Source organism: Demequina iriomotensis (genome assembly GCF_000971395.1).
GTDB lineage: Bacteria > Actinomycetota > Actinomycetes > Actinomycetales > Demequinaceae > Demequina > Demequina iriomotensis.
This window is the reverse complement of record NZ_BBME01000010.1, coordinates 146,608-172,055: the sequence shown is the minus strand read 5'-3', so window position 1 is coordinate 172,055 and position 25,448 is coordinate 146,608. Positions and strand designations below refer to the sequence as shown.

The window sequence follows — 25,448 nt, the reverse complement described above, 5'->3', positions numbered from 1 at the left end:
AAAGCCCATGGCCCAGCGATGAGCAGCTCACGATGAGCACCCAGCCGTAACGATGGCTCGACCCTGTCTTGGTCGAGCCGAGACAGGAGAGAAGTGGCAAAGCCCCGCGTCCATGAGATCGCGAAGGAGCTCGGAGTCTCGAGCAAGGACCTGATCGCCAAGCTGAACGAGCTCGGCGAGTACGTGAAGGGTCCGTCCTCCACCCTGGAGGCACCCGTGGTGCGGAAGGCGCGCGACGCCTTCCCCACGTCGAAGGCCGCACCCGCGGCCGACAAGCCCGCAGCATCGGCGGCCCCGGCGGCCCCGGCGGCCAAGCCGGCCGCCAAGCCCGGCGCGCCCAAGCCCGGCCCGAAGCCTGCACCCGCGCCCGAGGCGGCGCCCGCGCAGCCCGAGCCGGCCACCGTCGCGCCCGAGGCGAAGCCCGCCGTCAAGGCGAGCGCGCCCGCGCCTGCCCCGGCACCCGCCGCGAAGGCCGAGCAGCCCGCGTCCGAGGACGCCGCGAAGGCCGCTCCCAAGCCGGGGGCGCCGCGTCCCAACGTGCCGCTGCCCAGCGACATGCCGCGCCCGCGTCCGCGCCCGGCCGGCAACAACCCGTTCAGCGACCGTACGGCGGGCCCGCGCCCGCGTCCGCGTCCCGGCGGCAACAACCCGTTCCAGGCGAACCGCCCGGGCGCCCGTCCCGGCGGCGCCCCCGGTGGCGCCGGTGCCGGTGCGGGCCGTCCCGGTGCACCCGGCGGCGCCCGTCCTGGTGGTCCCGCGGGGACCCCGGGTCGCGGCTTCGGTCCGCGTCCGGTCGGTGGACCCGGCCAGGGTGCCCCCGGCCGTCCCGGCGGCGGTGGCCCCGGTGGCTTCGGCGGCCCGGGTGGCCGTCCGGCCCCCGGAGGCCGCGGCCGTGGAGGCGGCACCGCAGGTGCGTTCGGTCGTGCGGGCGGCAAGCCCGTCCGCGGTCGCAAGTCGAAGCGTGCGAAGCGGGCCGAGTACGAGCAGCAGCAGGCTCCCGCGATCGGCGGCGTGCAGATCCCGCGGGGCGACGGCGCGACGCCGATCCGCCTGCGCCGCGGCGCCACCCTGACCGACTTCGCCGAGAAGATCGATGTCAACCCCGCGTCGCTGGTCACCGTCCTGTTCCACCTGGGCGAGATGGCGACCGCGACGCAGTCGCTCGACGAGGACACCTTCGAGGCCCTCGGCTCCGAGCTCGGTTACGTCATCCAGATCGTGTCCCCCGAGGAGGAGGACCGCGAGCTGCTCGAGGACTTCAACATCGACATCGAGGCCGAGCTTGCGGCCGAGACCGATGAGGAGCTCGAGGCGCGTCCGCCGGTCGTCACCGTCATGGGTCACGTCGACCACGGAAAGACCCGACTGCTCGACTCGATCCGCAAGGCCGACGTCATCTCGGGCGAGGCCGGCGGCATCACCCAGCACATCGGCGCCTACCAGGTGCACACCACGCACGAGGGCGTCGAGCGTGCCATCACGTTCATCGACACCCCGGGTCACGAGGCGTTCACCGCCATGCGTGCCCGCGGTGCCCAGGTCACCGACATCGCGATCCTCGTGGTCGCGGCGGACGACGGCGTGATGCCCCAGACCATCGAGGCGCTCAACCACGCCCAGGCGGCCAACGTGCCGATCGTGGTCGCGGTCAACAAGGTGGACAAGGAGGGGGCCAACCCCGACAAGATCCGCCAGCAGCTCACCGAGTACAACCTGGTGGCCGAGGAGTACGGCGGCGACACGATGTTCGTCAACGTCTCCGCGCTCAAGGGCCAGGGCATCGACAGCCTCCTCGAGGCCGTCCTGCTCACCGCCGACGCGGGGCTCGACCTACGTGCGAACCCGAACAAGGACGCGCGCGGTGTGGCCGTCGAGGCGCACCTCGACAAGGGCCGCGGCGCCGTCGCGACCGTCCTGGTGAACTCGGGCACGCTGAAGGTCGGCGACGCGATCGTCGCGGGCACGGCCTACGGCCGCGTCCGTGCGATGTTCGACGAGCACGACAACCAGGTCTCGGAGGCGCTCCCCGCGCGTCCGGTCATGGTCATCGGTCTTACCTCGGTGCCCCGCGCGGGCGACACCTTCCTGGTGGCCGAGGACGATCGCACCGCGCGTCAGATCGCCGAGAAGCGTGAGGCCGCCGAGCGTGCCGCGCAGCTGGCCAAGCGTCGCAAGCGCATCTCCCTCGAGGACTTCAACAAGGCCCTCGAGGAGGGCAAGGTCGACACCCTCAACCTCATCATCAAGGGTGATGTGTCCGGTGCCGTCGAGGCCCTTGAGGACGCGCTGCTCCAGATCGACGTGGGCGACGAGGTCGACCTGCGCATCATCCACCGCGGTGTCGGTGCGGTGACGCAGAACGACGTCAACCTCGCGACGGTCGACAACGCGATCATCATCGGCTTCAACGTGCGCCCGGCCGAGCGCGTCCAGGAGCTCGCGGACCGCGAGGGCGTGGACATGCGCTTCTACTCGGTCATCTACCGCGCGCTCGAGGACGTCGAGGCCTCGCTCAAGGGCATGCTCAAGCCCGAGTTCGAGGAGCGCCAGGTCGGTGGCGCGGAGATCATGGAGATCTTCCGCTCCTCCAAGTTCGGCAACATCGCCGGTTCGCTCGTGCGCACCGGTGTCATCCGCCGCAACGCGAAGGCCAAGGTGGTGCGCAACGGCGTCGTCATCGGCGAGCCGACCATCGACACGCTCCGCCGCTTCAAGGACGACGCCACCGAGGTGCGCGACGGCTACGAGTGCGGTATCGGCCTCGGCAAGTTCAACGACATCCAGGTCGGCGACATCATCGAGACCTTCGAGATGGTCGAGATCCCGAGGTCCTGATGGCTGACAAGGCGAGGGCTCTGAAGCTCGCGGGCACGATCAAGAAGATCGTCGCCCGCGGGCTCCAGACCGAGATCAAGGACCCGCGGCTGGCGTTCGTCACCGTCACCGATGTGCGTGTGACGGGCGACCTCCAGCAGGCCTCGGTGTTCTACACGGTCATGGGCGGGGACACCGAGCGCGAGGACGCCGCGAAGGCGCTGCAGAAGGCCAAGGGCCGGCTGCGCTCCCTCGTGGGGTCCGGGCTCGGCATCCGCCTCACGCCGACGCTCGAGTTCCACCTCGACGCGGTCCCCGAGACCGCGGCGAGCCTCGACCGTGCCCTCCACGAGGCGCACGTGCGGGACGAGGAGCTCAAGCGCCTGCGTGAGAACGCCGACTTCGCCGGGGAGGCGGACCCGTACAAGCGGCCCGCCGACGAGGACCAGGACTAGCCCATGGGCAGGCGAGGCCCGGAGCCCGCTCCGGGCATCGTCGTCGTGGACAAGCCGCAGGGCTGGACGTCGCACGACGTGGTCGGGCGGGTGCGGCGCTTGGCGCAGACCTCCAAGGTCGGCCACGCCGGCACGCTCGACCCCATGGCCACGGGCGTCCTTGTTCTCGGTATCGGGCGCGCCACGCGCCTGCTCACCTACATCGTCGGGCACGATAAGGGCTACGAGGCGACGATCCGCCTCGGACAGGCGACTGTCACGGACGATGCGGAGGGAGAGGTCACCGGAGTCGCGGACACGTCCGCGGTGAAGGACGAGGCCATCCTTTTCGCCATCGCCCGGCTCACGGGGGAGATCCTCCAGCGACCTAGCGCGGTCAGCGCGATCAAGGTCGACGGCAAGCGCGCGTATGCGCGAGTGCGCGGGGGCGAGGACGTCGAGCTGCCAGAGCGACCGGTGACGGTCGCGGCGTTCGACGTCCTCGCCATCCGGCGCGCGACCGCCGAGGATGGCACCGCCGTGATCGATCTCGACGTCTCGGTCGAGGTGTCCTCGGGCACCTACGTGCGCGCGCTCGCGCGCGACCTGGGCGCCGCGCTCGGCGTCGGCGGCCATCTGACCGCGCTGCGCCGCACGCGTGTGGGCGGCCTCGGGCTCGACCTAGCGCGCACGCTCGACGAGCTCGGCGCGATCGTCGAGGGAGGCGAGCCGTTGCCGCGCACCTCGCTCGCCGAGGCGGCCGCGGCCACGCTGCCGGTGCTCGAGGTCGCCGATGCCGATGCGACCGCGCTCGGCTTCGGGCAGTTCATCGACGCCCGGATCGACGGCCCCACCGTCGCCATCGCGCCGGGTCCCCGCGCGATCGCCGTGCTCGAGCCCAAGGGCGCCCGCGCGAAGCCCGTCGTGGTGTTCGAGCCCGCCGGCGCATCGTCCCCCTCCTGACGGGCGGTTCGCGCGCGCTCGGGCACAATGTCCCTCATGCATGTGTGGCGCTCGCTCGCGGAGATCCCCGACCTCGGCCCCGCCGTGGTGACGCTCGGCAACTTCGACGGCGTCCACCGCGGGCACCAGGCCGTGCTCGAGGCGATGGTGGCGGACGCGCGCGCGCGAGGCCACGTCGCCCTCGCGATGACGTTCGACCCGCACCCCAAGGCCGTGCACGACCCGGCGCACACGCCGGAGCTCATCACCGGCGTCGACGATCGCCTCGAGCGGCTCGCGGCGACCGGTCTCGACGGCGTGCTGGTGGTCCGCTACACGCTCGACTTCGCGCGGCAGACGCCCGAGGAGTTCGTGCGGGACTACCTGGTGCACGGGCTGCGGGCCTCGTGCGTGGTGGTGGGACGCGACACGCGGTTCGGGCGCGGCAACGCCGGCGACGTCGCGACGATGCGCGCGCTGGGCGACGAGCTCGGCTTCGCCGTCGACATCATCGACGACGCGTGCGCGGTGTCGGAGTCCGGCCGACGCTGGTCCTCGACCTGGGTGCGCGAGCTCCTCGAGGCGGGCGACCTCCCCGGCGCGACCGCCGTCCTGGGACGCGAGCATCGTCTGCGGGGCACGGTGATCCACGGCGACGCCCTCGGACGCGAGATCGGGTTCCCGACGGCGAACCTCGACCACGAGGCCGGCATGATCCCGCGGCACGGGGTCTACGCGGCGTGGCTCACGGTGCTCGACGGACGCGACAACGCGCGCGCGGCCGCCATCGTGGGGGAGCGGATGCCCGCCGCGGTGAGCCTCGGCATGAACTACACGGTCGGCGGGACCGACCTGCGCGTCGAGGCGTTCGTGATCGACCGCACGGGCCTCGACCTGTACGACGCCGAGGTGGCGCTCGACCTGGTGGAGTGGCGCCGGCCGATGCTCGACTTCGGCTCGCTCGACGCGCTCGTCGCCGCGCTCGGCGAGGACGTCGACTGGTGCCGGGACAGGCTCGCCATCCGCGCGTGAGACCACGCCCGCGGGTGTTACCAGGGGATTAAGTCTCGGTCACGATCCAGGCGAAACCCTGCTTTGTCCGGTTCGTCGGGCTATGGTCGAAAGATGCCTGACTCCAGCGACGCTCTCGTGGTGCTCGACAAGGTCAACAAGCACTTCGGCGACCTTCACGTGCTCCAGGACATCGACCTGACCGTCGCGCGCGGCGAGGTGGTCATCGTCATCGGCCCCTCGGGCTCGGGCAAGTCCACCCTGTGCCGCGCGATCAACCGCCTCGAGACCATCGACGACGGCACCATCACGGTCGACGGCAGGGCGCTCCCGCAGGAGGGCAAGGCGCTCGCCCACCTGCGCGCCGAGGTGGGCATGGTGTTCCAGTCCTTCAACCTGTTCGCCCACAAGACCATCCTCGAGAACGTGACGCTCGGTCCCGTCAAGGTGAAGAAGCTGCCCAGGAGGCAGGCTGAGGACGAGGCGATGGCGCTGCTCGAGCGCGTCGGGGTCGCGAACCAGGCGCAGAAGTATCCCGCGCAGCTCTCGGGCGGGCAGCAGCAGCGCGTCGCCATCGCCCGATCGCTAGCGATGAGGCCCAAGGTGATGCTCTTCGACGAGCCCACCAGCGCGCTCGACCCGGAGATGATCAACGAGGTGCTCGACGTCATGGTGGCGCTCGCGCACGAGGGCATGACCATGATCGTCGTCACCCACGAGATGGGCTTCGCCCGCAAGGCCGCGAACCGCGTGGTGTTCATGGCGGACGGCCGCATCCATGAGCAGGCCACGCCGGAGGAGTTCTTCACGAATCCGCGGTCGGAGCGCGCCAAGGACTTCCTGTCGAAGATCCTCACGCACTAGGGGTATCCAGAATCAGCGCCCCGGCTGGGGCGAGGGAGAGGAGAAGCACCATGATGATCCGGAAGAAGGCGGCAGCCGCCGCGCTCGGCGTGGCGGCGGCAACCCTGCTCGCGGCATGCGCGTCCGACGAGGGCCCGGAGACCGACGACTCGATGGCGGGCGACGATGCGATGGCCGCAGGGGACTTCCCCGAGGGCTCCACGATGGCCGCGCTCGCGGAGGCGGGCGAGATCACCATCGGCACCAAGTTCGACCAGCCCCTGTTCGGCCTCAAGCCTCCCTCGGGCGACCCCGTCGGGTTCGACGTCTCGATCGGCACGATCATCGCGGGCGAGCTGGGGATCGACGCGGACTCGATCACGTGGGTGGAGACCGTGTCCGCGAACCGCGAGCCGTTCATCCAGGACGGCTCCGTCGACATCGTCGTCGCGACCTACACGATCAACGACGAGCGCAAGGAGCTGGTGAGCTTCGCCGGGCCGTACTACAACGCGGGCCAGGCGCTCATGACCATGGTCGACAACGAGGACATCGCCGGTCCCGACGACCTCGCGGGAACGAAGGTCTGCTCGGTCGAGGGCTCGACCCCGGCGGCGAACATCGCGGAGAACTACCCCGACGCCGAGCTGTCGCTGTTCGCGGCGTACGGCGACTGCCTCGATCCCCTGCGCAACGGGCAGGTCGACGTGGTCACCACCGACAACGTGATCCTCGCCGGCTACGTGGACCAGTACCCGGACGAGTTCAAGGTGGTGGGCGAGCCCTTCACCGAGGAGCCGTACGGCATCGGCCTCGCGCACGACGACGACGAGTTCCGTGACTGGATCAACGACGTGCTCGAGGAGATCTTCGAGGACGGCCGCTGGCTCGAGGCCTGGAACGAGAACGTCGGCGACATCCTCCCGGAGCCCGCGGTCCCGACCGTGGACCGCTACGAGAACTAGCGGCCTCGCCATGCGGCCCGTCCTCCGACGGGCCGCATGGCTCGTCCCGAGGAGATCATGGGCACCTTCATCGAGGAGTTCGGCACCATCTGGGGAGCCTTCCTCGCGACGCTGAGCCTCACGGCGGTGTCGGGCGTGCTCGCCTTCGCGTGGGGCACGGTCCTCGCGGTCATGCGCGTGTCGCCCGTGGGACCCCTGCGCACGTTCGGCACGGGCTACGTCGAGCTGGTCCGCAACACGCCGCTCACGGTGATGTTCTTCTTCTGGGTGTTCGTGGCGCCGTCGCTCGGCTTCGTGCTGCCCCTGGGGTTCTGGATCGCGGTCATCGCCATGACGCTCTACACGGCGTCGTTCGTGTGCGAGGCGCTGCGCTCCGGCGTGAACTCGGTCGGCATGGGGCAGGCGGAGGCCGCGCGCAGCATCGGGCTGACGTTCGGCCAGACGCTGTCGCAGGTGGTGGTGCCCCAAGCCTGGCGCACCGCGATCCCGCCGCTCATCTCGGTGCTGATCGCGCACACCAAGAACACGTCGGTGGCTGCCGGCTTCGCCTACTTCGAGCTGGTGGCGAGCATGCAGCGGCTCACGAACAAGCATCCGACCGACGGCATCGTCATCTTCTTCGGGATCGGCCTCATGTACCTCGTCATCACCATCCCGCTGGGCCTGCTCGCGGCCCGCATCGAGCGGAAGGTGGCGTTCGCACGATGAGCGGCTCGATCCTCTACGACGCCCCTGGTCCGCGCGCGAAGCGGCTGGACCGGACCCTGAACATCGTCTTCTCGCTGGCCTTCGTCGCGGTGGCCGCCTGGATCGGCTACGCGTTCTGGCAGCGCGACATCTTCAACGACCGCTGGGCGGTCCTGTGGGACGGCGCGCTGGGGCAGTCGCCCGCGGATGTGTGGGGCTCCCTCGCGAAGGGGCTGGGCCGCACGCTCCTGGCGGCCGCGATCGCGGCTCCCGTGGCGATCCTCATCGGCGGGGCGATCGCGATCCTGCGCCGCGGCGCGACCACCCGATGGGTGTCGATGCCGCCGACCGTCCTCACGGAGCTCGCGCGCGGCCTCCCGGTGCTGCTGCTGATGTTCCTCGCGAAGTTCGTGTTCGGGTGGGCCTTCCTGTGGTCCGTGGTGTTCGGCCTGGTGGTCTACAACGCGGCCGTGGTCGCGGAGATCCTGCGCGCGGGCCTCGCCGCGCTGCCCCGGGGTCAGCGGGAGGCCGGCCTGAGCATAGGCCTGTCGCCCATGCGCACCACGCTCCTCATCGAGCTGCCGCAGGCGGTCCGCATCATGCTCCCGGCGCTCATCTCCCAGCTCGTCGTCCTGCTCAAGGACACGTCGCTCGGCTTCATCATCGCGTACGAGGAGCTGCTGCGGACCATGAAGCTCAACTCGGAGTTCTTCGGCAACGAGTCCCGCATCGTCTTCTTCACCGTCGGTGCGGGGATCTACATCCTCATCAACATGTCCGTCTCGCGGCTCGCCACCTTCGTCGAGCGACGCCTGCGGGAACGCGGAGGCGGCAAGGGTCTCGAGCCGCCCGAGATCGGGCCGGCGGGGCCCATCCCGCAATCGGGGGTCGGCGGCCCCGCTCGCGAGGAGGGCGCGCACGCCGGCGATCCCATGTTCGGCGCGGGCCGGCGGCCCGAGTCGCGCCCGATCCCGCAGCGTCGCCCGGGTGACGGCGAGCGGCGGGGGAGGCCGTAGCATCGTCCCGGGCCATGGAGTCCGTGCCGGCGCCGTGCGGTCGCGGGTGCCCACGCGCATCGTGTATCCTTGATCGTCGCCGTATGAACGGCCGCGGATCCCAGTGCACCGGAGAACAAGCCCGGTTGCGCCGCGCAACGACACGAAAGAGAGAACACAGTGGCGCTCGACGCAGCAGTGAAGCAGTCCATCATGGCCGAGTACGCGACCCGCGAGGGCGACACCGGCTCTCCCGAGGTCCAGGTCGCCGTCCTGACCCAGCGCATCAAGGACCTGACGGAGCACCTCAAGGAGCACAAGCACGACCACCACTCGCGTCGTGGCCTGCTCCTCCTGGTCGGCCGTCGCCGCAACCTCCTCAACTACCTCCAGCGCGTCGACATCGAGCGCTACCGCGCGCTCATCGAGCGTCTGGGCCTGCGCCGCTAAGCGCGCAGCCCCACCCAGCGTCTGCCCGGCCGCTCCCTCCATCCCGAGGTCGCAGCGGCCGGGCTTTCGCGTACCCGGGCACGATGCGGGACGTCCTCCGCCGTGCATCGTCACCCCGCGCTGATACGATGTTCGCGGCCCGGCACGCCGGGCCACCCAACTCAACCTGGCAGGCCAGCCGGATGCTGATCCTCGGTGGTGACGATCAGAACCCCACCTCGATGGGATTCTTCTGCGCGTTTCGACTGACGATCAGTGACGCGGCGTGAGCCGCATCCGCCTGCCTGCCACGAATAGGCAAGGAGCAACTCCTGATGGAGGGTCCTGAGATCAAGTTCGCCGAGGCCGTCATCGACAACGGCGCCTACGGCACCCGCACGGTCCGCTTCGAGACGGGCCGTCTCGCGCAGCAGGCCGCGGGCACCGTCGCCGCGTACCTCGACAACGACACCATGCTGCTGTCGGCCACCACGGCCGGCAAGAGCCCGCGCGACGGCTTCGACTTCTTCCCCCTGACCGTGGACGTCGAGGAGCGCTCGTACGCTGCCGGCAAGATCCCCGGCTCGTTCTTCCGCCGCGAGGGTCGCCCCTCGACGGACGCGATCCTCACGTGCCGTCTGATCGACCGCCCGCTGCGCCCGACCTTCGTGTCGGGCCTGCGCAACGAGATCCAGGTGGTCGTGACGGTGCTCGCGATCAACCCGGACGACGCGTACGACACGCTCGCGATCAACGCGGCCTCCGCGTCGACGCAGATCGCCGGCCTGCCGTTCTCCGGCCCCATCGGCGGCGTGCGCATCGCGCTCATCGACGGCCAGTGGGTCGCGTTCCCCAAGTACTCCCAGAAGGAGCGCGCCGTCTTCGACATGGTCGTCGCCGGCCGCATCGCGGGTGACGACGTCGCGATCATGATGGTCGAGGCCGAGGCCACGGACGACGCCTTCGAGCTCATCGCCGAGGGTGCCAAGGCCCCGACCGAGGAGGTCGTGGCCGAGGGACTCGAGGCCGCGAAGCCGTTCATCCGCGCGCTGTGCGAGGCGCAGATCGCCCTCGCCGCGCAGTCCTCGAAGGAGACCGCGGAGTTCCCGCGCTTCCTCGACTACCAGGACGACGTCTACGCCGCCGTGTCGGGCGCCATCGAGGGCGACCTCGCCGAGGCGCTCCAGATCGCCGACAAGCAGACGCGCGAGAACCGCCTCGACGAGATCAAGGACGGCGCGCACGCCCAGTTCGACGCGCAGTTCGAGGGTCGCGAGAAGGAGATCTCCGCGGTGGTCCGCGCGGTCACCAAGAAGACCATCCGCCAGCGCATCCTCAAGGACGGCGTCCGCATCGACGGCCGCGGCCTCAAGGACATCCGTCCGCTGTCGGCCGAGGTCGCCGTGGTGCCCCGCGTGCACGGCTCCGCGATCTTCGAGCGTGGCGAGACCCAGATCATGGGCATCACCACCCTCAACATGCTCAAGATGGAGCAGCAGATCGACTCCTTCAACCCGGAGACGAAGAAGCGCTACATGCACCACTACAACTTCCCGCCGTTCTCGACGGGTGAGACCGGTCGTGTGGGTTCGCCGAAGCGTCGCGAGATCGGCCACGGCGCGCTCGCCGAGCGTGCCCTGGTGCCCGTGCTCCCGTCGCGCGAGGACTTCCCGTACGCGATCCGTCAGGTGTCGGAGGCGCTCGGCTCGAACGGCTCGACCTCGATGGGCTCCGTCTGCGCCTCGACGCTCGCGCTGCTCAACGCCGGCGTGCCGCTGAAGGCCCCCGTCGCGGGCATCGCGATGGGCCTGGTGTCCGACACGGTCGACGGTGAGACCCGCTACGCGGCCCTCACCGACATCCTGGGCGCCGAGGACGCGTTCGGCGACATGGACTTCAAGGTCGCCGGCACGTCCGAGTTCGTCACCGCGATCCAGCTCGACACCAAGCTCGACGGCATCCCCGCCTCGGTGCTCGGCGGCGCGCTGTCGCAGGCCAAGGACGCCCGCCTTCACATCCTCGGTGTGATGGAGCAGGCGATCGCCGAGCCCGACGAGATGAGCCCGCACGCCCCCCGCGTGCTCGCCGTGCGCATCCCCGTCGACAAGATCGGCGAGGTCATCGGCCCCAAGGGCAAGATGATCAACCAGATCCAGGACGACACGGGCGCGGACATCTCCATCGAGGACGACGGCACCGTGTACATCGGCGCCACCGACGGCCCGTCGGCGGAGGCCGCGCGCGCCGCGATCAACGCGATCGCGAACCCGCACGTCCCCGAGGTCGGCGAGCGCTTCGTCGGCACCGTGGTGAAGACCGTCGCGTTCGGCGCCTTCATCTCGCTCAGCCCGGGCAAGGACGGCCTGCTGCACATCTCGCAGATCCGCAAGCTCGTCGGCGGCAAGCGCGTCGAGAACGTCGAGGACGTGCTCGGCGTGGGCCAGAAGATCCAGGTGGAGATCACCGAGGTCGACCCGCGCGGCAAGCTCTCGCTCGGCGTGGTCGAGGAGGCGGGCTCCGAGGAGGCCGCCGAGGAGACCGTCGAGGCGTAAGCACGTCTGGCAGTTCCGCTCGAAGGGCGGTCGGGGTGACCCGGCCGCCCTTCGGCGTCCCCGGGGGACGATGCGGGGCGGCGGGCTCGGGCGGACGGTGACACGGATGTCGGGCCGAGCCGCGCACGGTCCGCCGGAGGGGTCGGTGGCGGCACCCCTGTCGGATCGATGGGTCCTCGGACCGCCGCACCCGGCGCGGCCGTCGCCCTCTTGTGTCGCATGGCTGATACATGCCAGTGTTGTCTTGTATCAATCACGTGGTGCAAGGGGGAGCGGTGCTCGGAATTCCGGTGTTCTTCATGGCCGCGGTGGCGGTCGGCGCGCTGGCGGGTGGAGCGGCGCTCGCGTGGCGCCGTGAGGTGATCCTCCAGGTCCGGGGCAGGCTCCTCCTGGCGCTGGGGAGCGCGGGGATCGCGCTGCTGGTGCTGTGGCTCGTCGCCGCCGAGCGCACGGGCGGGTACCAGGGCCGCGTGCTGGTCGCCGGCCCTGGCCTCGCGGCGGCGCTCGCGCTCCTGGTGTTCGCGCTGCCGGTGTGGCGCACGCCGGACGCCGGGCCGCTCCGCACCGCGAGCCTCGAGGCGCGGGCACCGCGCCAGGCCCTGCGCCCCGCGGCCCTCCTCGGGTTCGGAGCCCTGGTCGCGGTCCTGGGTGCGCTGCTGATCCTCGGCGCCGTCACGGCGACCCCGGGCGACACCGACAGCTTCAGCGTGTCCCGCGGAACGCGGACCCACGGGCTCGGTCCGTACCCCGGGTGGTTCTACGGGCTGCCGATCGCCCTCGTCGTGGCCCTGCTCGCGCTGTCGGTGGCGCTCGCCGCGCGGCGGCTCGTCAGGCTTCCGGCGACCACGGACGATGCGGTGGCCGACGGGGAGTGGCGCGCCGCCGCGGGCTCGGCGGTGATCGCGCTGGCGGACGCCGTCGTGCTCGTCTACATCGCGGGCGTCACGCTGCTGTTCACGCGGGTCCCGGGAGTTCTCGAGGACATGGGCGTGCCCGGGCCCTGGGAGGTGGCGCGGACCGCGGCATGGACCATCGTGACGGTGGCGGTCGTCGGCGCGATCGTCTCGGGACTCGTGTTCGTGGCGAAGGCCGGGCGGGTGGACGCGGGCGCCCGCGAGGAGGCGCGGGTGTGAGGATCGCCATCGACACGTCACGCGCGACTCCGCCGTTCGAGCAGATCCGCGATCAGATCGCGGCCCTGATCCGAGCCGGTGGGCTCGCCGATGGCACGCGCCTGCCGCCGATTCGCCAGCTCGCCGCCGACCTGTCCCTCGCGCCCGGCACGGTGGCCCGAGCGTACGCCGAGCTCGAGGCCGCCGGGCTCGTGGCGACGGGGCGCGCACGCGGGACCCGAGTGATCGGCCAGGGCGCGCCGGACCCGCGGCTCGTGGTTGCCGCCGACGCCTTCATCGATCTCGCCGCATCCCGCGGACTCGACGCCGCGGCGATGGCCGCGTTGATCACCACCCGCGCATCGGCGCGTGGAACGTCGCCCTCCGATTCCCCATGACACGTGGGCCACGTGCGCACGCGTGTCACGGCTGGGGCCGCCGCAGGCGCCCGGCGGTCCCAGCCGACCACATCTGTCATCGGGATTCACCCGAGGGGTCCCGCGACTAGGCTCGCCCTCATGCCTCACATGCTTCCCCTCGTCCACGCCGGCGCCATCGGCGCGGATCTCACCATCGAGCAGGACCACGGCGCGGTGGTCCGGCGCACGATCCTCCCCGGCGGCGTGCGCGTGCTCACGGAGCAGATCCCGGGCATGCGCTCGGCGACGCTCGGCGCGTGGGTCGGCGTGGGCTCGCGCGACGAGGCGCCGGAGCACGCAGGCTCGACCCACTTCCTCGAGCACCTGCTGTTCAAGGGCACGGCCCGCCGCACCGCGCTCGACATCGCCGAGGAGTTCGACCGCGTCGGCGGGGAGTCGAACGCCCTCACCGGCAAGGAGTACACCTGCTACTACGCGCGGGTGATCGACACCGACCTGCCCATGGCCGTCGACGTCATCCTCGACATGGTGACGAGCGCGCGGCTCGACCAGGCCGACTTCGACATGGAGCGCGGGGTGATCCTCGAGGAGCTCGCGATGAACGAGGACGACCCGGGCGACGTCATCCACGAGCGCTTCACCGAGGCGGTGCTGGGCGGGCACGTGCTGGGCCGCCCCATCGGCGGCACCCCGGAGATCATCAACGCCGTGACCCGCGACGCGGTGTGGGCGCACTACAAGCAGCACTACACGCCCGCGGGCCTCATCGTCACGGCGGCCGGGGGAGTGGACCACGACGCCGTGTGCGCGATGGTGGCCGATGCGCTGGTGCGCGGCGGCTGGGACCTCGCCGACGGCATCGTGCCGGCAGGCCGACGCGACCGCCTCGCGACCGTCGAGGCGACCCTCACGCCGGAGGTGCGCATCACCCGCCACGAGCTCGAGCAGGCGCATGTGCTGCTGGGCACGCGCGGCTTCAGCGCCACGGACGAGCGGCGCAGCACGCTCGCGGTCTACAACGCGATCCTGGGCGGCGGCATGAGCTCGCGCCTGTTCCAGGAGATCAGGGAGAAGCGGGGCCTCACGTACTCGGTCTACTCGTTCGGCGCCCCGAGCACCGAGACCGGCGTGTTCGGCGTCTACGGCGCGTGCACGTCCGCGAAGGTCGACGAGGTCGAGCGGCTCATGGCGGTCGAGCTCGAGCGCATGGCCGACGGCATCACCGAGGCGGAGCTCGAGCGGGCCAAGGGCCAGATCGCCGGCTCGATGGTCCTGCGGCTCGAGGACTCGTACTCGCGCATGTCCCGCCTGGGCAAGGCGGAGCTGGTGTTCGGCGACCTGTGGTCGATCGCGGAGATGCTCGATGACGTCCACGCGGTGACCGCCGACCAGGTCCGCGTGCTGGCCGCGGACATCGCCTCGCGCGAGCGCGTCTCGGTGCGCGTCGGCCCCGCGTAGCGTCGCCCGGGGCGACTCCTTACGTTGCCCTTATCCGCCTCCCAGGAATCTCCCAGGTTCCGTCCATACGTTCGGCATCGACAGCCCGAGATGACCGAACGGACGGACGATGCCCCAGAACTCTTCCCGATGGACGCGAGCGCGGCGATGGGGGATCCCCACCGGCACGCTCCTCGCCGGCGCCGGGCTCGGCGCCGGGGCGATGGCCCTGTGGGGACCGGCCTCGACGGAGCCCGTCGACGGCCTGCGCTCCATGGAGGCCGCCGGACAGCAGACGACCACCGTCGGACTGCAGACGCTCGAGGAGACCGTGTCGGCCTCGGGCACGCTCGCCGCGGTCTCGAGCGGCTCGCTCGCGTTCGAGGCCTCGGGGACCGTGACGAAGGTCAACGTCGAGGAAGGTGACACCGTCGAGGCGGGCGACGTCATCGCGCGCATCGACACGCTTCAGCTGACGGCCTCCCTGCGGTCGGCCGAGGCGGATCTCGCTCAGGCCGAGGCCTCGCTCGCGAATCTCGAGGACGAGGACGACGGCACCGACTCGAGCGCGGCGCGCATCGCCTCGGCCGAGGCGCAGGTGGAGCTCCTTGAGAGGTCGGTGGCCGAGGCCGAGGAAGCGATGGCGGACGCGAGGCTGGTCGCGGACATCGACGGGCTGGTGACGTCCCAGCCGTACGCCGTGGGCGACGTCGTCAGCGGCGGCTCCTCCGCCGCGTCGGGGGCGACGGGGATGACCGGGAGCACGGCGACCACGACGGCGAGCACCTCGTCCGGCGTGACGATCGTCGGTCAGGACGCGTGGACCGTGTCGGTGAGCCTGTCGGAGGACGAGGTGGCGCTCATCGACGAGGGAGACCAGGTGACCTTCACCTCCGAGGACGTCGACGGCGAGTTCTTCGGCGTCGTCTCCGACATCGCCAACCTGCCCACCACCACGGGTGGCAGCGCGACCTACGCCGTCGAGCTCCAGGTGACGGGCGCGGTCGAGGGCCTCTACGAGGGCACCTCCGTCGGCGCCGAGATCGTCTACCTGCGTCGCGTCGACGTGCTGGCGGTGCCCTCGAACGCCGTCACCACGGCCGACGGCGTGTCGACGGTGACCGTGGTCGACGATGCCGGCGCGGAGGAGGAGCGCACCGTCACGGTGGGCGAGACCATCGGCGGCTACACCGAGATCACGGCCGGCCTCACCGAGGGCGAGCAGCTCCAGGTCACGGTCACCACGGGTGCGAGGGACGGCTCCACCACGTCGGAGGAGGGCTTCGGCCAGCTCCCCGACGGGTTCGAGCTGCCCGACGGCGTCGAGCTTCCCTCCGGCGGACAGTTCCCGGGCGGGGCGGGCGGGTTCCCGGGCCAGTAGCCCGGGCGCCCACCGAGACGACGACTACCTCAAGGACCTTCATGACCGTCATGACCAGCGATCCGCTCGCCTCCGCCGCACCGGTGATCGAGCTGACCGGAGCGCGCAAGACCTATCACACCGGCGACATCGAGTTCGAGGCGCTGCGGGGCATCGACTGCCGCATCTTCCCCGGCGAGTACGTCGCCATCGTGGGCCCCTCCGGATCCGGCAAGTCCACCCTGATGAACATCCTCGGCTGCCTCGATGTGCTCACGAGCGGCCGCTACGTGCTCGCGGGGGAGGACGTGTCGACGCTCGACGAGGATGCGCTCGCCTCGGCGCGCAACCGTCGCATCGGCTTCGTGTTCCAGCAGTTCAACCTGCTGTCGAGCCTGTCGGCGCTCGGCAACGTCGAGCTGCCGCTCATCTACGCGGGCGTCGCGCCTGCCGAGAGGCGGGCGCGTGCGCTCGCGGCGCTCGAGCGCGTCGGCCTCGGCGATCGGAGCCGCAACCATCCGGGCCAGCTCTCGGGCGGTCAGCAGCAGCGCGTCGCGATCGCGCGCGCCCTGGTGACGGAGCCCGCGATCGTGCTCGCCGACGAGCCGACGGGAAACCTCGACTCGCATTCGACGCGCGACGTGCTCGCGATGCTCGACGACCTGCACGCGGAGGGCCGCACCATCGTCCTCATCACCCACGAGGGCGACGTGGCGGCACGCGCGAGCACCGTCTACAACGTCACCGACGGCCAGTTCGTCGGCGCGGGAACGGAGATCGCCAAGTGAGGCCCGCGGACCTTCTCAGCAGCGCCTGGCGCGCGATCCGCTCGCACAAGATGCGGTCGGCGCTCACGATGCTCGGCATCGTGGTCGGCATCGCCTCGGTGGTCCTGACGGTCGGCCTCGGGCTCGGCACGCAGAAGGACGTGAGCGAGCAGATCGCGGCGCTCGGCTCGGACCTCCTCATCGTGTCGCCCGGCTCGTCCACGGACGAGAGCGGCATGCGGGGCGGGTTCGGGAGCGGCACCACCCTCACGCGGGCCGATGCCGACGCGCTCGCCTCGACCGTGGCGGTGCCCGATGCCAAGGCGGTCGCCGCGGAGAAGACCGCGAGCGTCTCCCTCGAGTACGGCGAGAGCAACTGGACCACGGAGGTCACGGGCACGTCGACCAGCTGGCCCGAGGTGCGCTCGCGCGAGCTGCTCTACGGCACGTTCTTCACGGACGAGCAGGCGGACGAGGCCGCGAGCGTGATCGTGCTCGGTTCCGAGACGGCGCAGGAGCTGTTCGGCTCGACGGCCGTGGTGGGGCAGGAGGTCACCATCGACACGGAGAGCTACGAGGTGATCGGCGTGCTCGCCGAGGCGGGCTCCTCGGGCGACGGCTCGCTCGACGACCTCGCGGTGGTCCCGATGACCACCATGGTCGAGCAGGTCGACAGCTCGAGCGCGAGCGAGTCGGTCGGCACCATCTACATCAAGGCCGCGTCGTCGGACCTGCTCGGCGCCGCGTCGCAGGAGGCCGAGTCGCTGCTGCTCAACCTCCACGGCATCGCGGCGGCGGAGGACGCCGACTTCACCATCGAGGTGCAGGACTCGCTCCTCGACGCGGCGACCTCCGTCTACCAGAGGCTCACGGTGCTGCTCACGGGCATCGCCGCGCTCGCGCTCCTGGTCGGCGGCATCGGCGTGATGAACATCATGCTCGTGTCGGTCACGGAGCGCACCCGCGAGATCGGCCTGCGCAAGGCGCTCGGCGCCGCCCCGGCGACGATCCGCAACCAGTTCCTCATCGAGGCGATGATCCTCGGGCTGAGCGGCGGCGCGGTCGGCGTGATCATCGGCGTCGGGCTCGCGCTGGCGCTGCCGGCGGCGCTCGGCTCCACCATCGTCGTGTCCGGCCTCGCGCTGGTGGTGTCGGTGGTCGTGGCGGTCGGCATCGGCGCCGTGTTCGGCGTGTACCCCGCGGCGAGGGCGGCGCGCCTCGCTCCGATCGACGCGCTTCGAGACCAGTGAACGTGAACTCCCAGGACAGGAACGGATGACCATGAACAAGAACCGGATCGCGATGATGGCGGCGTGCGGCGCGATGCTGCTGGCAGGATGCTCGACCGACGGTGCGGAGACCTCCACCTCGCCCACGACCGCGGCGGAGGACGCGGTGATCGGCTCGGTCCCCACCACGGGAGACGCTCCCACGGACAGGGAGGGCCGAGGCGGGCTGACGGGCGAGATCGCCTACGTCGGGGACGGCGTGGCGCAGGTGCAGGACGGGTCGACCCAGACCGCGGTGACCTTCGGCTCGGACACGACCTTCACCCAGGAGGTCGCGCTGACGCTCGCGGACATCGCGGTCGGCTCGTGCATCGTCGCCACCCTCGGTGACGACGATGCGGCGACCGCGGTCACCGTGTCCGAGGCCGACGAGGACGGCTCGTGCGCGACGGGGCTCGGCGGCGCGTTCTCGGGAGGCGGCTTCCCCGGCGGAGACGGCGACATGCCCACCGACATGCCGACCGCGATGCCCGACGGGATGGAGCTGCCGGACGGCGCCGAGCTTCCCGACGGGATGGAGCTTCCCGACGGCGCCGAGCTGCCGGACCGCGGCGACGGCGGCTTCGCCTTCGCCGGCGTCACCGCCGGCACGGTGACCGCGGTGAGCGGCGGCACGCTCACCGTCGAGGACGCGGACGGCGCCGAGAGCACCGTGAGCGTCGCGGACGATGCGACCGTCACCGGCCGCGCCGACGCGGACGCCGACGCGGTCGAGGTCGGCATGTGCCTGACGGCCACCGGTGAGGCGGATGACGCGGGCGGCTACGTCGCCTCCACCGTCTACGTCTTCGACGGCGGCGACGAGGGCTGCGTCTCCTTCTCCGGCTTCGGCGGTCGCGGCGGCATGGGCGGTGCACCCGGCGGCGGCTCGTCCGAGGTCGGCGAGCCCGCGCTCGAGAGCGGGCAGTGATGTCTCGCGCATCGCGGTTCGCGCGCCGGTGGCGATGGCAGCTCGCCGCCGCACCGGTCGCCGCGGGGGCGCTCGCGGCCGGCGTGGTGCTCACGGGTGCCTCGTCGGCGACGGCCGCGTACCGGACCGCGACGGTCTCGACCGGCGACGTCACCCAGACGCTCACCGCGACGGGGTCGCTGTCCTCCGCGAGCCAGCACGACCTCGCCTTCCAGGTCGACGGCGAGGTCGCCAAGGTCCGGGTGGGCGTGGGCGACACCGTCGAGGCGGGCGACGTGCTCGCGACGCTCGACACGAGCGACCTCGAGGACGCCGTCGCGGAGGCCGAGGACGCGCTCGCGGACGCCGAGGAGGCGCTTGCGGACGATCTCGACGCGCAGAGCGAGGGGACGACGTCGAGCTCCGACGCCTCGTCCGCGGCCTACGACGCCGACGCCTCAGAAGGCGCCGCGGCGGCGGTCGTCCTGACCGCGGCCTACGTACCCGGCACGGTGGCCGTCACGACGGCCACGGCCGAGGACCCCGCGGTCGCCCAGGCCCGCGCGGCGCTGGTCGCGGCGCAGGAGACCCTGCTCGCGCAGTACGACACGGCGCAGGCGCTGCTCGAGGCAGCGGACGCCGCCGCGGTCGCGGCTCAGGAGATCTGCGCGGCCTTCACCTCCGCGGGCGACGATGCGTCGGGCGAGGACGAGCCCGGCGAGGAGCCGGAGGATGCCGACGAGTCCGACGAGCCGGACCTGGCCGCCGCGCTCTCCGCGTGCCAGGACGCCACCGCCGCCGCGCTCGCGGCCTCGCGGGAGTCCATCGACGCCCAGTCGGCGCTGATGGACCTCGCCGGCGAGGTCGACGACGCGGTCGCGGCGCTGCAGCTCGCGCTCGCGGCCGACGATGCGGGCGGCGCGCCGGACGACGGTTCCGCCGGGCAGCCGGGCGGCGATGCCGGGAGCGGCACGGCCCAGCCCGACGGGGGAGCGGACGGCTCGACGGGCATGGACGGCTCGACCGGCATGGACGGCACGACCGGCATGGACGGCACGACCGGCGGCGACGCGGTCGACACCGGCACCGTGCCGAGCGCCGCCGACATCCTCGCCGACAAGGCCGACATCACCGATGCGAAGGCCGCCCTCGCGGTGGCGGAGGGCCAGCTCGAGCATGCGACGCTCACCGCACCCGTGGCGGGCGCGGTGGTCGCGGTGAGCCTCGAGGAGGGCGCGTCGGTCACGGGCGGCGACACCGCCGCGTCGATCACGCTGATCGCGGACAACACGTACCTGGTCGCGCTTGCGGTGTCGCTGACGGAGGCCCAGCTGCTCGCGGTGGGGCAGGACGCCTCCCTCACCCTCACGAGCACCGGCGACGTGGTCGAGGGCACCGTGTCGAGCGTGTCGCACACCAATACCGGCAACACGTTCCAGCAGTCCTACGCCGTCACCATCGCGGTGCCCGACCCCGGCTTCGACATCCGCATCGGTGCCGCGACCCGCATGACGATCACCGTGGCGAGCGCGACCGGCGTCCTCGTGGTGCCCACGTCGGCGGTGTCGGACGCCGCCGGGGACGCCACCGTCAGCGTCATCGGCGCCGACGGCGAGCCCACCGCCGTCAGCGTCGAGACCGGCGCGATCGGCGCGGTCTACACCGAGGTGGTCTCGGGTCTCGCGGCGGGGGACGAGGTGGTCCTCGCGGACCTCACGGCCGACGTCGGGACGGCCGACGACGACGCCTCGGACGGCTCCGGCGGGCTGCTCGGCGGCCTCGGCTCCGACGGCGAGGAGTCGAGCGGCGGACGCGGGGAGCAGGGCTTCTCCGGGGGCGGTTTCCCGGGCGGCGGCGCGCCCCCGACGATGAACGGGTAGGCCGCCTGGCTCGCATCGTCCCCCGGATGGCGCCCGGTACGCTCGACGCATGATCAACGTCGCCGTGCTGGGCGCCTCCGGGCGCATGGGTTCCCACGTGGTCGAGGCGGTGAACGGCGCGCCGGACCTGGCGCTCGTCGCCGCGGTCGACCACGGCGGCTCCGTCGCCGACGCGGCGCGCGCGGGGGCCCACGTCGCGGTCGACTTCACGGTTCCGAGCGCGACCGAGGCGAACGTCCACGCGCTCATCGACGCCGGCGTCCACGCCGTCGTGGGCACCACCGGCTGGACCGAGGAGTCGCTGCTGCGGGTGGACGAGCACCTCAAGGAGCGTCCCGAGCTCGGCGTGCTCATCGCCCCCAACTTCGCGCTCGGCGCGGTGCTGTCGATGCGCTTCGCCGCTGCCGCCGCCCGGTACTTCGAGTCCGTCGAGATCGTCGAGCTGCACCACCCGGACAAGGTCGACGCCCCCTCGGGCACGGCGGTCCACACCGCCGCTGGCATCGCCGCGGCGCGCGCCGCGGCGGGCATCGCCCCGTCGCCCGACGCGACCACGCACGATCCCGAGGGCGCGCGCGGTGCGGTCATCGACGGCGTCCACGTGCATGCGGTGCGCCTGCGCGGCCTCGTCGCGCACGAGGAGATCCTCCTGGGCAACCCGGGCGAGCAGCTCACGATCCGCACGGACAGCTTCGACCGGGTGAGCTTCATGCCCGGCGTCCTGCTCGGCGTCCGCGAGGTGGTCGGGCGGCCCGGCCTCACCGTCGGCCTCGACGGGTACATGGCGCTGTGAGCGTGATGCGCCGGCCGGCCTTCATGGCCGCGGTCGCCACGACGGTGCTGGCCGTGCTGCTGCTCGGCTTCGTCACCAACCTCGCGTGGGCGATGCTCCAGTCGCCGACGGCGATCGGCAAGGTGCTCGGCGTGCTGGTGCTCGTGATCCCGGTGATCGCGCTGTGGTACCTGGTCAACGAGTGGCGGCTCGGCATCACGGTGCAGCGCATGGCGTCGCGCCTCGAGGCTCAGGACCGGCTCCCGCGGCACGACGGCGCGCGCACCGCGGGCGGGCGGCTCACCGAGGAGGCCGCGTTGGACGTGTACGAGGTCGCGCGTCGCGGCGTCGAGATGTCACCCGAGGACTGGGCTGCCTGGTTCCACCTCGCGTTCGCCTACGACGAGGTCAAGGAGAAGGCCGAGGCGCGCAAGGCCCTCCGTCACGCGGCCGCGCTCTTCCGCGCCGCCCGCTGACACTGGCAACGGAATTCGATCCGACACGCCGCGCCGGGCGCGTGTCGGGACGGATCTCGCGGCGTGTCGCCGCGAGATCCGTTGCCACTGTCAGGATGGGGCGGGGTGGGTGCTACAGGCCCGCGCGGTACATGACCTCGACCAGGTCGCCCGCGGGACCCTCGAGCGTGCGCCGCAGGCCGCCCTCCGCCAGGCCCGCGGAGGTGAGGAACCCGATCCGCGCATCGTCCCCCTCGAGCGCCCAGGCGCGCACGTCCTCGCGGCCCTGCGCCCTCAGCGTGTCGATGCACGCCGAGAGCAGGCGCGACGCGTGGCCCGCGCGGCGGTGCTCCGGCGCGATCTCGAGGGCCATGATCTCGCCCGGCTGCAGGGCGGCGAAGCCGACCACCCGGGGCCCGTCGCACGCGACGAACACGCGGTGGTCGCGCGACGGGGCGGCGACGATCGCCGCGGCCCAGCGTGCGCGCACCTCGTCCGCGGGGAGCGCGTCGACGGCGTCGCCCAACCATCCGCGCCACGCGGCGAGCTGGATGGCGGCGATGGCGTCCTCGTCGCCGGGGACGGCGGGACGGGCGGAGACGTCGGCGTGGATCATGCCGACCAGCGTAGGCGGCTCAGCCCCAGCCGAGCGCACGCAGCCCGGCCGCGACGCCCGCCGCGGCGGCCACCACCACGATGAAGGGCGCGCGTCGCCATAGCAGCACCGCCGCGACCGCGACCGCGGCGAGCCTCGCGTCGACCGCGAGCGTCCGGCCGTTCGCAAAGGTCTGCACGCCGACCAGCGCGGCCAGCAGCGCCACGGTCACGAACGCCGCGATCCGGTGGACGCGAGGGTTCTCCAGCCAGTGCTCCGGAACGGCGTGCCCGGCGAGCTTGATGAGCCAGGACAGCGCTCCCGCCCCGACGATCGCCACCCACATCCACGCGTAGGCGCTCACTCGGGCACCTCCTCGGGCCGCGGATGGCCCCACCCGGCGGCGATCGCGACCGCGGCCGCGGCCAGCACGGGCAGGCCCGCGGGCACCAGGGGGGTGAGCACCAGCGCGAGGACGCACGATGCGGCGGCCACGGCCTGCGCGCGACGGTGGGCGAGGCGCGGCCACACGAGTGCGAGGAACGCCGCCGCGGCGGCGGCATCGAGGCCCCAGTCCGCGGGGTCGCCGATGCGGGAGCCCAGCAGCGCGCCGAGCAGCGTGATCGCGTTCCACGCGATGAAGACGCCGATACCGGTCCACCAGAAGCCGGCGCGCCGCGCCGCGCGGTCCTCGACCGGCTGCGCGAGGGCCACCGCCGTCGACTCGTCGATGGTGACCTGAGCCGCCGCCGCGCGGCGGGCGCCCCGCATCGGCCTGAGCACGGGCGCGAGCCCGACGCCGTAGAAGCCGTTGCGCAGGCCCAGAAACGTCGACGTCGCGACGGCGGAGACAGCGGAGCCGCCGGCGCCGATCACGCCGATGAACGCGAACTGGGATCCGCCCGAGAACACCAGGAGCGACAGCGCGCACGTCTGCCACACGTCGAGCCCCGCCGCGACGGAGAGCGCGCCGAAGCTCAGCCCGTAGGCGCCCGTCGCCAGCGACACCGAGAGGGCCTGCTGGCGTGCCGGGTCGAGGCGGACCCGGGTCACGGGTGCCCCGGCGCCTCGAGCGCCCACGCGAGCAGCCGCTCACCGCCGCGGACGCGCTCGCCGAGCGCCGTGTACCCGCACCGCTGCGCCACGGCGTGCGAGCGGACGTTGTCGGCGTCGCACCAGATCTCGGCGCGGCGCGCCCCGGCCTCGAAGGCGACGCGGGTGAGCGCGCGCACTGCCTCGGTGACGAGGCCGTGGCCAGCACGGTCCGCGGCGATCCAGTAGCCGACCTCGAGCGCCTCGGGTCCGACGCGCGTGTGAAGCCCGGCACCGCCGATGAACGCGCCGGTGACGCGGTCGAGCACCGCGAAGCGGAACTGCTCGCCCGCGTCGAACGCGCGCGAGTGCTCGGCGAGCTGCTCCACGCGCTGGGCGAGCGTCAAGGGCTCGTCCTTCGCCCACGGGATGAACGGACGCAGGTGGTCGAGGTTCGTGAGGACGGCCTCGTGCACGGCGTCGACGTCCTCCGGCTCGTACCGGCGCAGCACCAGTCGTTCGGTGTCGATCCGCGACGGCACATCCCAGATCTGCCACGCGACGGCCGTGCCATCCGCATCCGCGAGGCGCGGGAAGGGCGCGATCGCGAGAGGCTCCACCGTGAGCGTCCCGCGATCGGCGACCCACCGGTGCGCCTCAGCACCGTCGTCGGTGTCGCGGGTGAGGCCCGCGTCCGTGAACCCCAGGCGTCGCGGCACGGCACCGGAGCGTGCGTTGTCCGGGCGATGGAAGATCTCGACCGTGTCGGCTCCCGCGTGCATGAGACCGACTCGGGTGAGAGCGGCGACCGCCTCGGACATGAGACCGCGGCCCTCGTGCTCCGCGGAGAGCCAGTAGCCGACCTCGAGGCCCGGGCGGTCGTCGAGCGGGTGCAGTCCCGCGCTGCCGAGGTACTCGCCGCTCACGCGATCGAACAACCCCATGAGGAAGTCGACGCCGGCCTCGTGGTGGGCGATGTTCTGCGCGATCGTGGCGGCGCGCGCCTCGGGGGTCTTCGGCTCGTCCTCGGCCCAGGCCAGGTACCGGACCAGGTGATCGCGGTTCGCGGTGATCACGCGGGAGACCTCCGGCACGTCCTCGTGGCGGAAGCGTCGGATCACCAGCCGCTCGGTCTCGATGCGCGCGGGCACGTGCCACAGCGGCCACCCCAGCGCGGCACCCGAGGCGTCGCGCAGCGTCGGCAGCGGTGTCGAGGCCGCGGGCTCGCGGGTGAGCGTCGAGACGTCCGCGACCCAGCGCTCCATGGCAGGACCGTGCTCGTCGGCCTCGGCGAGGCCTTCGTGGGCGAAGCCTGCGCGGCGGGGGACCGCTCCCGAGCGGGCATTGTCCGGCGCGTGATAGATCTCGACGCGCCGCGCGCCCGCGTAGAGCAGCGCCACGGCGGTTTGCGCCAGCACCGTCTCCGTGACGAGCCCCCGTCCCTCGTGCGAGGAGGCGATCCAGTAGCCGATCTCGAGGACGCCCGCGCCGCGCCGCGTATGGAAGCCCGCGCCGCCGACGTACTCGCCGGTCGCGCGCTCGAAGATCCCCATGGGGAAGTCCTCGCCCGACTCGTGCTGCGCGATGAAGAGCGCGACCGTCGCGCGGCGCTCGTCGTCGCTCACCGGCTCCGCGCGCGCCCACGGAAGGTACGGCGCGAGGTGCTCGCGGTCGGCGGGGATCACGCGGGACATCTCGGCGACGTCCGAAAGCTCGTACTTGCGGATCACCAGCCGCTCCGTCTCGATGCGCGCGGGAACGGTCCAGGTCATGGCGTCCATCCTGGCACCGGGCCGTAGCGCCACGGT

At 72.1% G+C, this 25,448-nt stretch carries 24 protein-coding genes; 20 read left to right on the top strand and 4 right to left on the bottom strand.

Going from position 1 to position 25,448, the window contains the following annotated elements; all coding sequences use genetic code 11:
- The first annotated feature begins 93 nt into the window (after positions 1-93).
- The 20 genes from infB (at position 94) to AOM09_RS04185 (ending at position 22,034) form a co-directional block, all read left to right on the top strand.
- Positions 94-2,835: a translation initiation factor IF-2 gene (gene infB, locus AOM09_RS04280; protein ID WP_062384865.1), complete on the top strand. Its 2,742-nt coding sequence runs from the start codon at positions 94-96 to the stop codon at positions 2,833-2,835.
- On the top strand, positions 2,835-3,269 hold the full coding sequence (rbfA, locus tag AOM09_RS15145) for a 30S ribosome-binding factor RbfA (RefSeq protein WP_062384862.1): 435 nt from the start codon (positions 2,835-2,837) through the stop codon (positions 3,267-3,269). The genes infB and rbfA overlap by 1 nt, the downstream gene beginning before the upstream one ends.
- 3 nt (positions 3,270-3,272) lie before the next feature.
- The gene (gene truB / locus AOM09_RS04270; protein ID WP_062384859.1) at positions 3,273-4,211 is read left to right on the top strand and encodes a tRNA pseudouridine(55) synthase TruB; all 939 of its coding nucleotides are present in this window, start codon (positions 3,273-3,275) and stop codon (positions 4,209-4,211) included.
- Between the two features lie 36 nt (positions 4,212-4,247).
- Positions 4,248-5,222, top strand: a complete 975-nt coding sequence (locus AOM09_RS04265; RefSeq protein ID WP_062384856.1) for a bifunctional riboflavin kinase/FAD synthetase — start codon at positions 4,248-4,250, stop codon at positions 5,220-5,222.
- A gap of 93 nt (positions 5,223-5,315) precedes the next feature.
- The gene (locus tag AOM09_RS04260; RefSeq protein ID WP_062384853.1) at positions 5,316-6,065 is read left to right on the top strand and encodes an amino acid ABC transporter ATP-binding protein; all 750 of its coding nucleotides are present in this window, start codon (positions 5,316-5,318) and stop codon (positions 6,063-6,065) included.
- A gap of 53 nt (positions 6,066-6,118) precedes the next feature.
- A complete protein-coding gene (locus AOM09_RS04255; RefSeq protein ID WP_439644958.1) occupies positions 6,119-7,009 on the top strand; it encodes a glutamate ABC transporter substrate-binding protein in 891 nt (296 codons plus the stop codon).
- A 57-nt stretch (positions 7,010-7,066) separates the two neighbouring features.
- Positions 7,067-7,717 (top strand): amino acid ABC transporter permease, encoded by a 651-nt coding sequence (locus AOM09_RS04250; protein WP_062384847.1) that lies wholly within the window; start codon positions 7,067-7,069, stop codon positions 7,715-7,717.
- Positions 7,714-8,712 (top strand): amino acid ABC transporter permease, encoded by a 999-nt coding sequence (locus AOM09_RS04245; protein ID WP_082098827.1) that lies wholly within the window; start codon positions 7,714-7,716, stop codon positions 8,710-8,712. The genes AOM09_RS04250 and AOM09_RS04245 overlap by 4 nt, the downstream gene beginning before the upstream one ends.
- 159 nt (positions 8,713-8,871) lie before the next feature.
- Positions 8,872-9,141 carry a 30S ribosomal protein S15 gene (rpsO, locus tag AOM09_RS04240; RefSeq protein ID WP_062384843.1) on the top strand — a complete coding sequence of 90 codons (270 nt, stop codon included), beginning with the start codon at positions 8,872-8,874 and terminating at the stop codon, positions 9,139-9,141.
- A gap of 314 nt (positions 9,142-9,455) precedes the next feature.
- Entirely contained in the window at positions 9,456-11,672 is a 2,217-nt protein-coding gene (locus AOM09_RS04235; protein WP_062384841.1) for a polyribonucleotide nucleotidyltransferase, read from the top strand.
- Positions 11,673-11,947: 275 nt separating this feature from the next.
- On the top strand, positions 11,948-12,805 hold the full coding sequence (locus AOM09_RS04230; RefSeq protein ID WP_156162230.1) for a hypothetical protein: 858 nt from the start codon (positions 11,948-11,950) through the stop codon (positions 12,803-12,805).
- The gene (locus tag AOM09_RS04225; RefSeq protein ID WP_062384833.1) at positions 12,802-13,182 is read left to right on the top strand and encodes a GntR family transcriptional regulator; all 381 of its coding nucleotides are present in this window, start codon (positions 12,802-12,804) and stop codon (positions 13,180-13,182) included. Before AOM09_RS04230 ends, AOM09_RS04225 begins: the two co-directional genes overlap by 4 nt.
- Before the next feature lie 120 nt (positions 13,183-13,302).
- The gene (locus AOM09_RS04220; protein WP_062384830.1) at positions 13,303-14,622 is read left to right on the top strand and encodes a M16 family metallopeptidase; all 1,320 of its coding nucleotides are present in this window, start codon (positions 13,303-13,305) and stop codon (positions 14,620-14,622) included.
- 109 nt (positions 14,623-14,731) lie between these two features.
- Complete coding sequence (locus AOM09_RS04215) at positions 14,732-15,982, top strand: efflux RND transporter periplasmic adaptor subunit (protein WP_062384824.1); 1,251 nt, start codon at positions 14,732-14,734, stop codon at positions 15,980-15,982.
- Positions 15,983-16,023: 41 nt separating this feature from the next.
- Positions 16,024-16,749 carry an ABC transporter ATP-binding protein gene (locus AOM09_RS04210; RefSeq protein ID WP_062384821.1) on the top strand — a complete coding sequence of 242 codons (726 nt, stop codon included), beginning with the start codon at positions 16,024-16,026 and terminating at the stop codon, positions 16,747-16,749.
- Positions 16,746-17,978, top strand: coding sequence for an ABC transporter permease (locus AOM09_RS04205; protein ID WP_228375055.1), 1,233 nt, complete (start codon positions 16,746-16,748; stop codon positions 17,976-17,978). Before AOM09_RS04210 ends, AOM09_RS04205 begins: the two co-directional genes overlap by 4 nt.
- 31 nt (positions 17,979-18,009) lie before the next feature.
- On the top strand, positions 18,010-18,927 hold the full coding sequence (locus AOM09_RS04200; RefSeq protein ID WP_156162228.1) for a hypothetical protein: 918 nt from the start codon (positions 18,010-18,012) through the stop codon (positions 18,925-18,927).
- Positions 18,927-20,786, top strand: coding sequence for an efflux RND transporter periplasmic adaptor subunit (locus AOM09_RS04195; protein ID WP_062384814.1), 1,860 nt, complete (start codon positions 18,927-18,929; stop codon positions 20,784-20,786). The genes AOM09_RS04200 and AOM09_RS04195 overlap by 1 nt, the downstream gene beginning before the upstream one ends.
- Positions 20,787-20,835: 49 nt before the next feature.
- The gene (gene dapB, locus AOM09_RS04190; RefSeq protein WP_062384811.1) at positions 20,836-21,579 is read left to right on the top strand and encodes a 4-hydroxy-tetrahydrodipicolinate reductase; all 744 of its coding nucleotides are present in this window, start codon (positions 20,836-20,838) and stop codon (positions 21,577-21,579) included.
- Positions 21,576-22,034, top strand: coding sequence for a hypothetical protein (locus AOM09_RS04185; protein ID WP_156162227.1), 459 nt, complete (start codon positions 21,576-21,578; stop codon positions 22,032-22,034). The genes dapB and AOM09_RS04185 overlap by 4 nt, the downstream gene beginning before the upstream one ends.
- 112 nt (positions 22,035-22,146) lie before the next feature.
- Here the strand turns inward: AOM09_RS04185 and AOM09_RS04180 are convergent, their stop codons facing one another.
- Genes AOM09_RS04180 through AOM09_RS14850 form a run of 4 tightly spaced genes read right to left on the bottom strand, consistent with a single transcriptional unit; the run spans position 22,147 to position 25,412 of the window.
- Positions 22,147-22,629, bottom strand: coding sequence for a GNAT family N-acetyltransferase (locus tag AOM09_RS04180; protein WP_062384805.1), 483 nt, complete (start codon positions 22,627-22,629; stop codon positions 22,147-22,149).
- Positions 22,630-22,648: 19 nt separating this feature from the next.
- Positions 22,649-22,972, bottom strand: a complete 324-nt coding sequence (locus tag AOM09_RS04175) for an AzlD domain-containing protein (protein WP_439644955.1) — start codon at positions 22,970-22,972, stop codon at positions 22,649-22,651.
- Positions 22,969-23,661 carry an AzlC family ABC transporter permease gene (locus AOM09_RS04170; RefSeq protein ID WP_062385255.1) on the bottom strand — a complete coding sequence of 231 codons (693 nt, stop codon included), beginning with the start codon at positions 23,659-23,661 and terminating at the stop codon, positions 22,969-22,971. Before AOM09_RS04170 ends, AOM09_RS04175 begins: the two co-directional genes overlap by 4 nt.
- Positions 23,658-25,412, bottom strand: coding sequence for a GNAT family N-acetyltransferase (locus tag AOM09_RS14850; RefSeq protein ID WP_169747610.1), 1,755 nt, complete (start codon positions 25,410-25,412; stop codon positions 23,658-23,660). Before AOM09_RS14850 ends, AOM09_RS04170 begins: the two co-directional genes overlap by 4 nt.
- Positions 25,413-25,448: the final 36 nt, after the last annotated feature.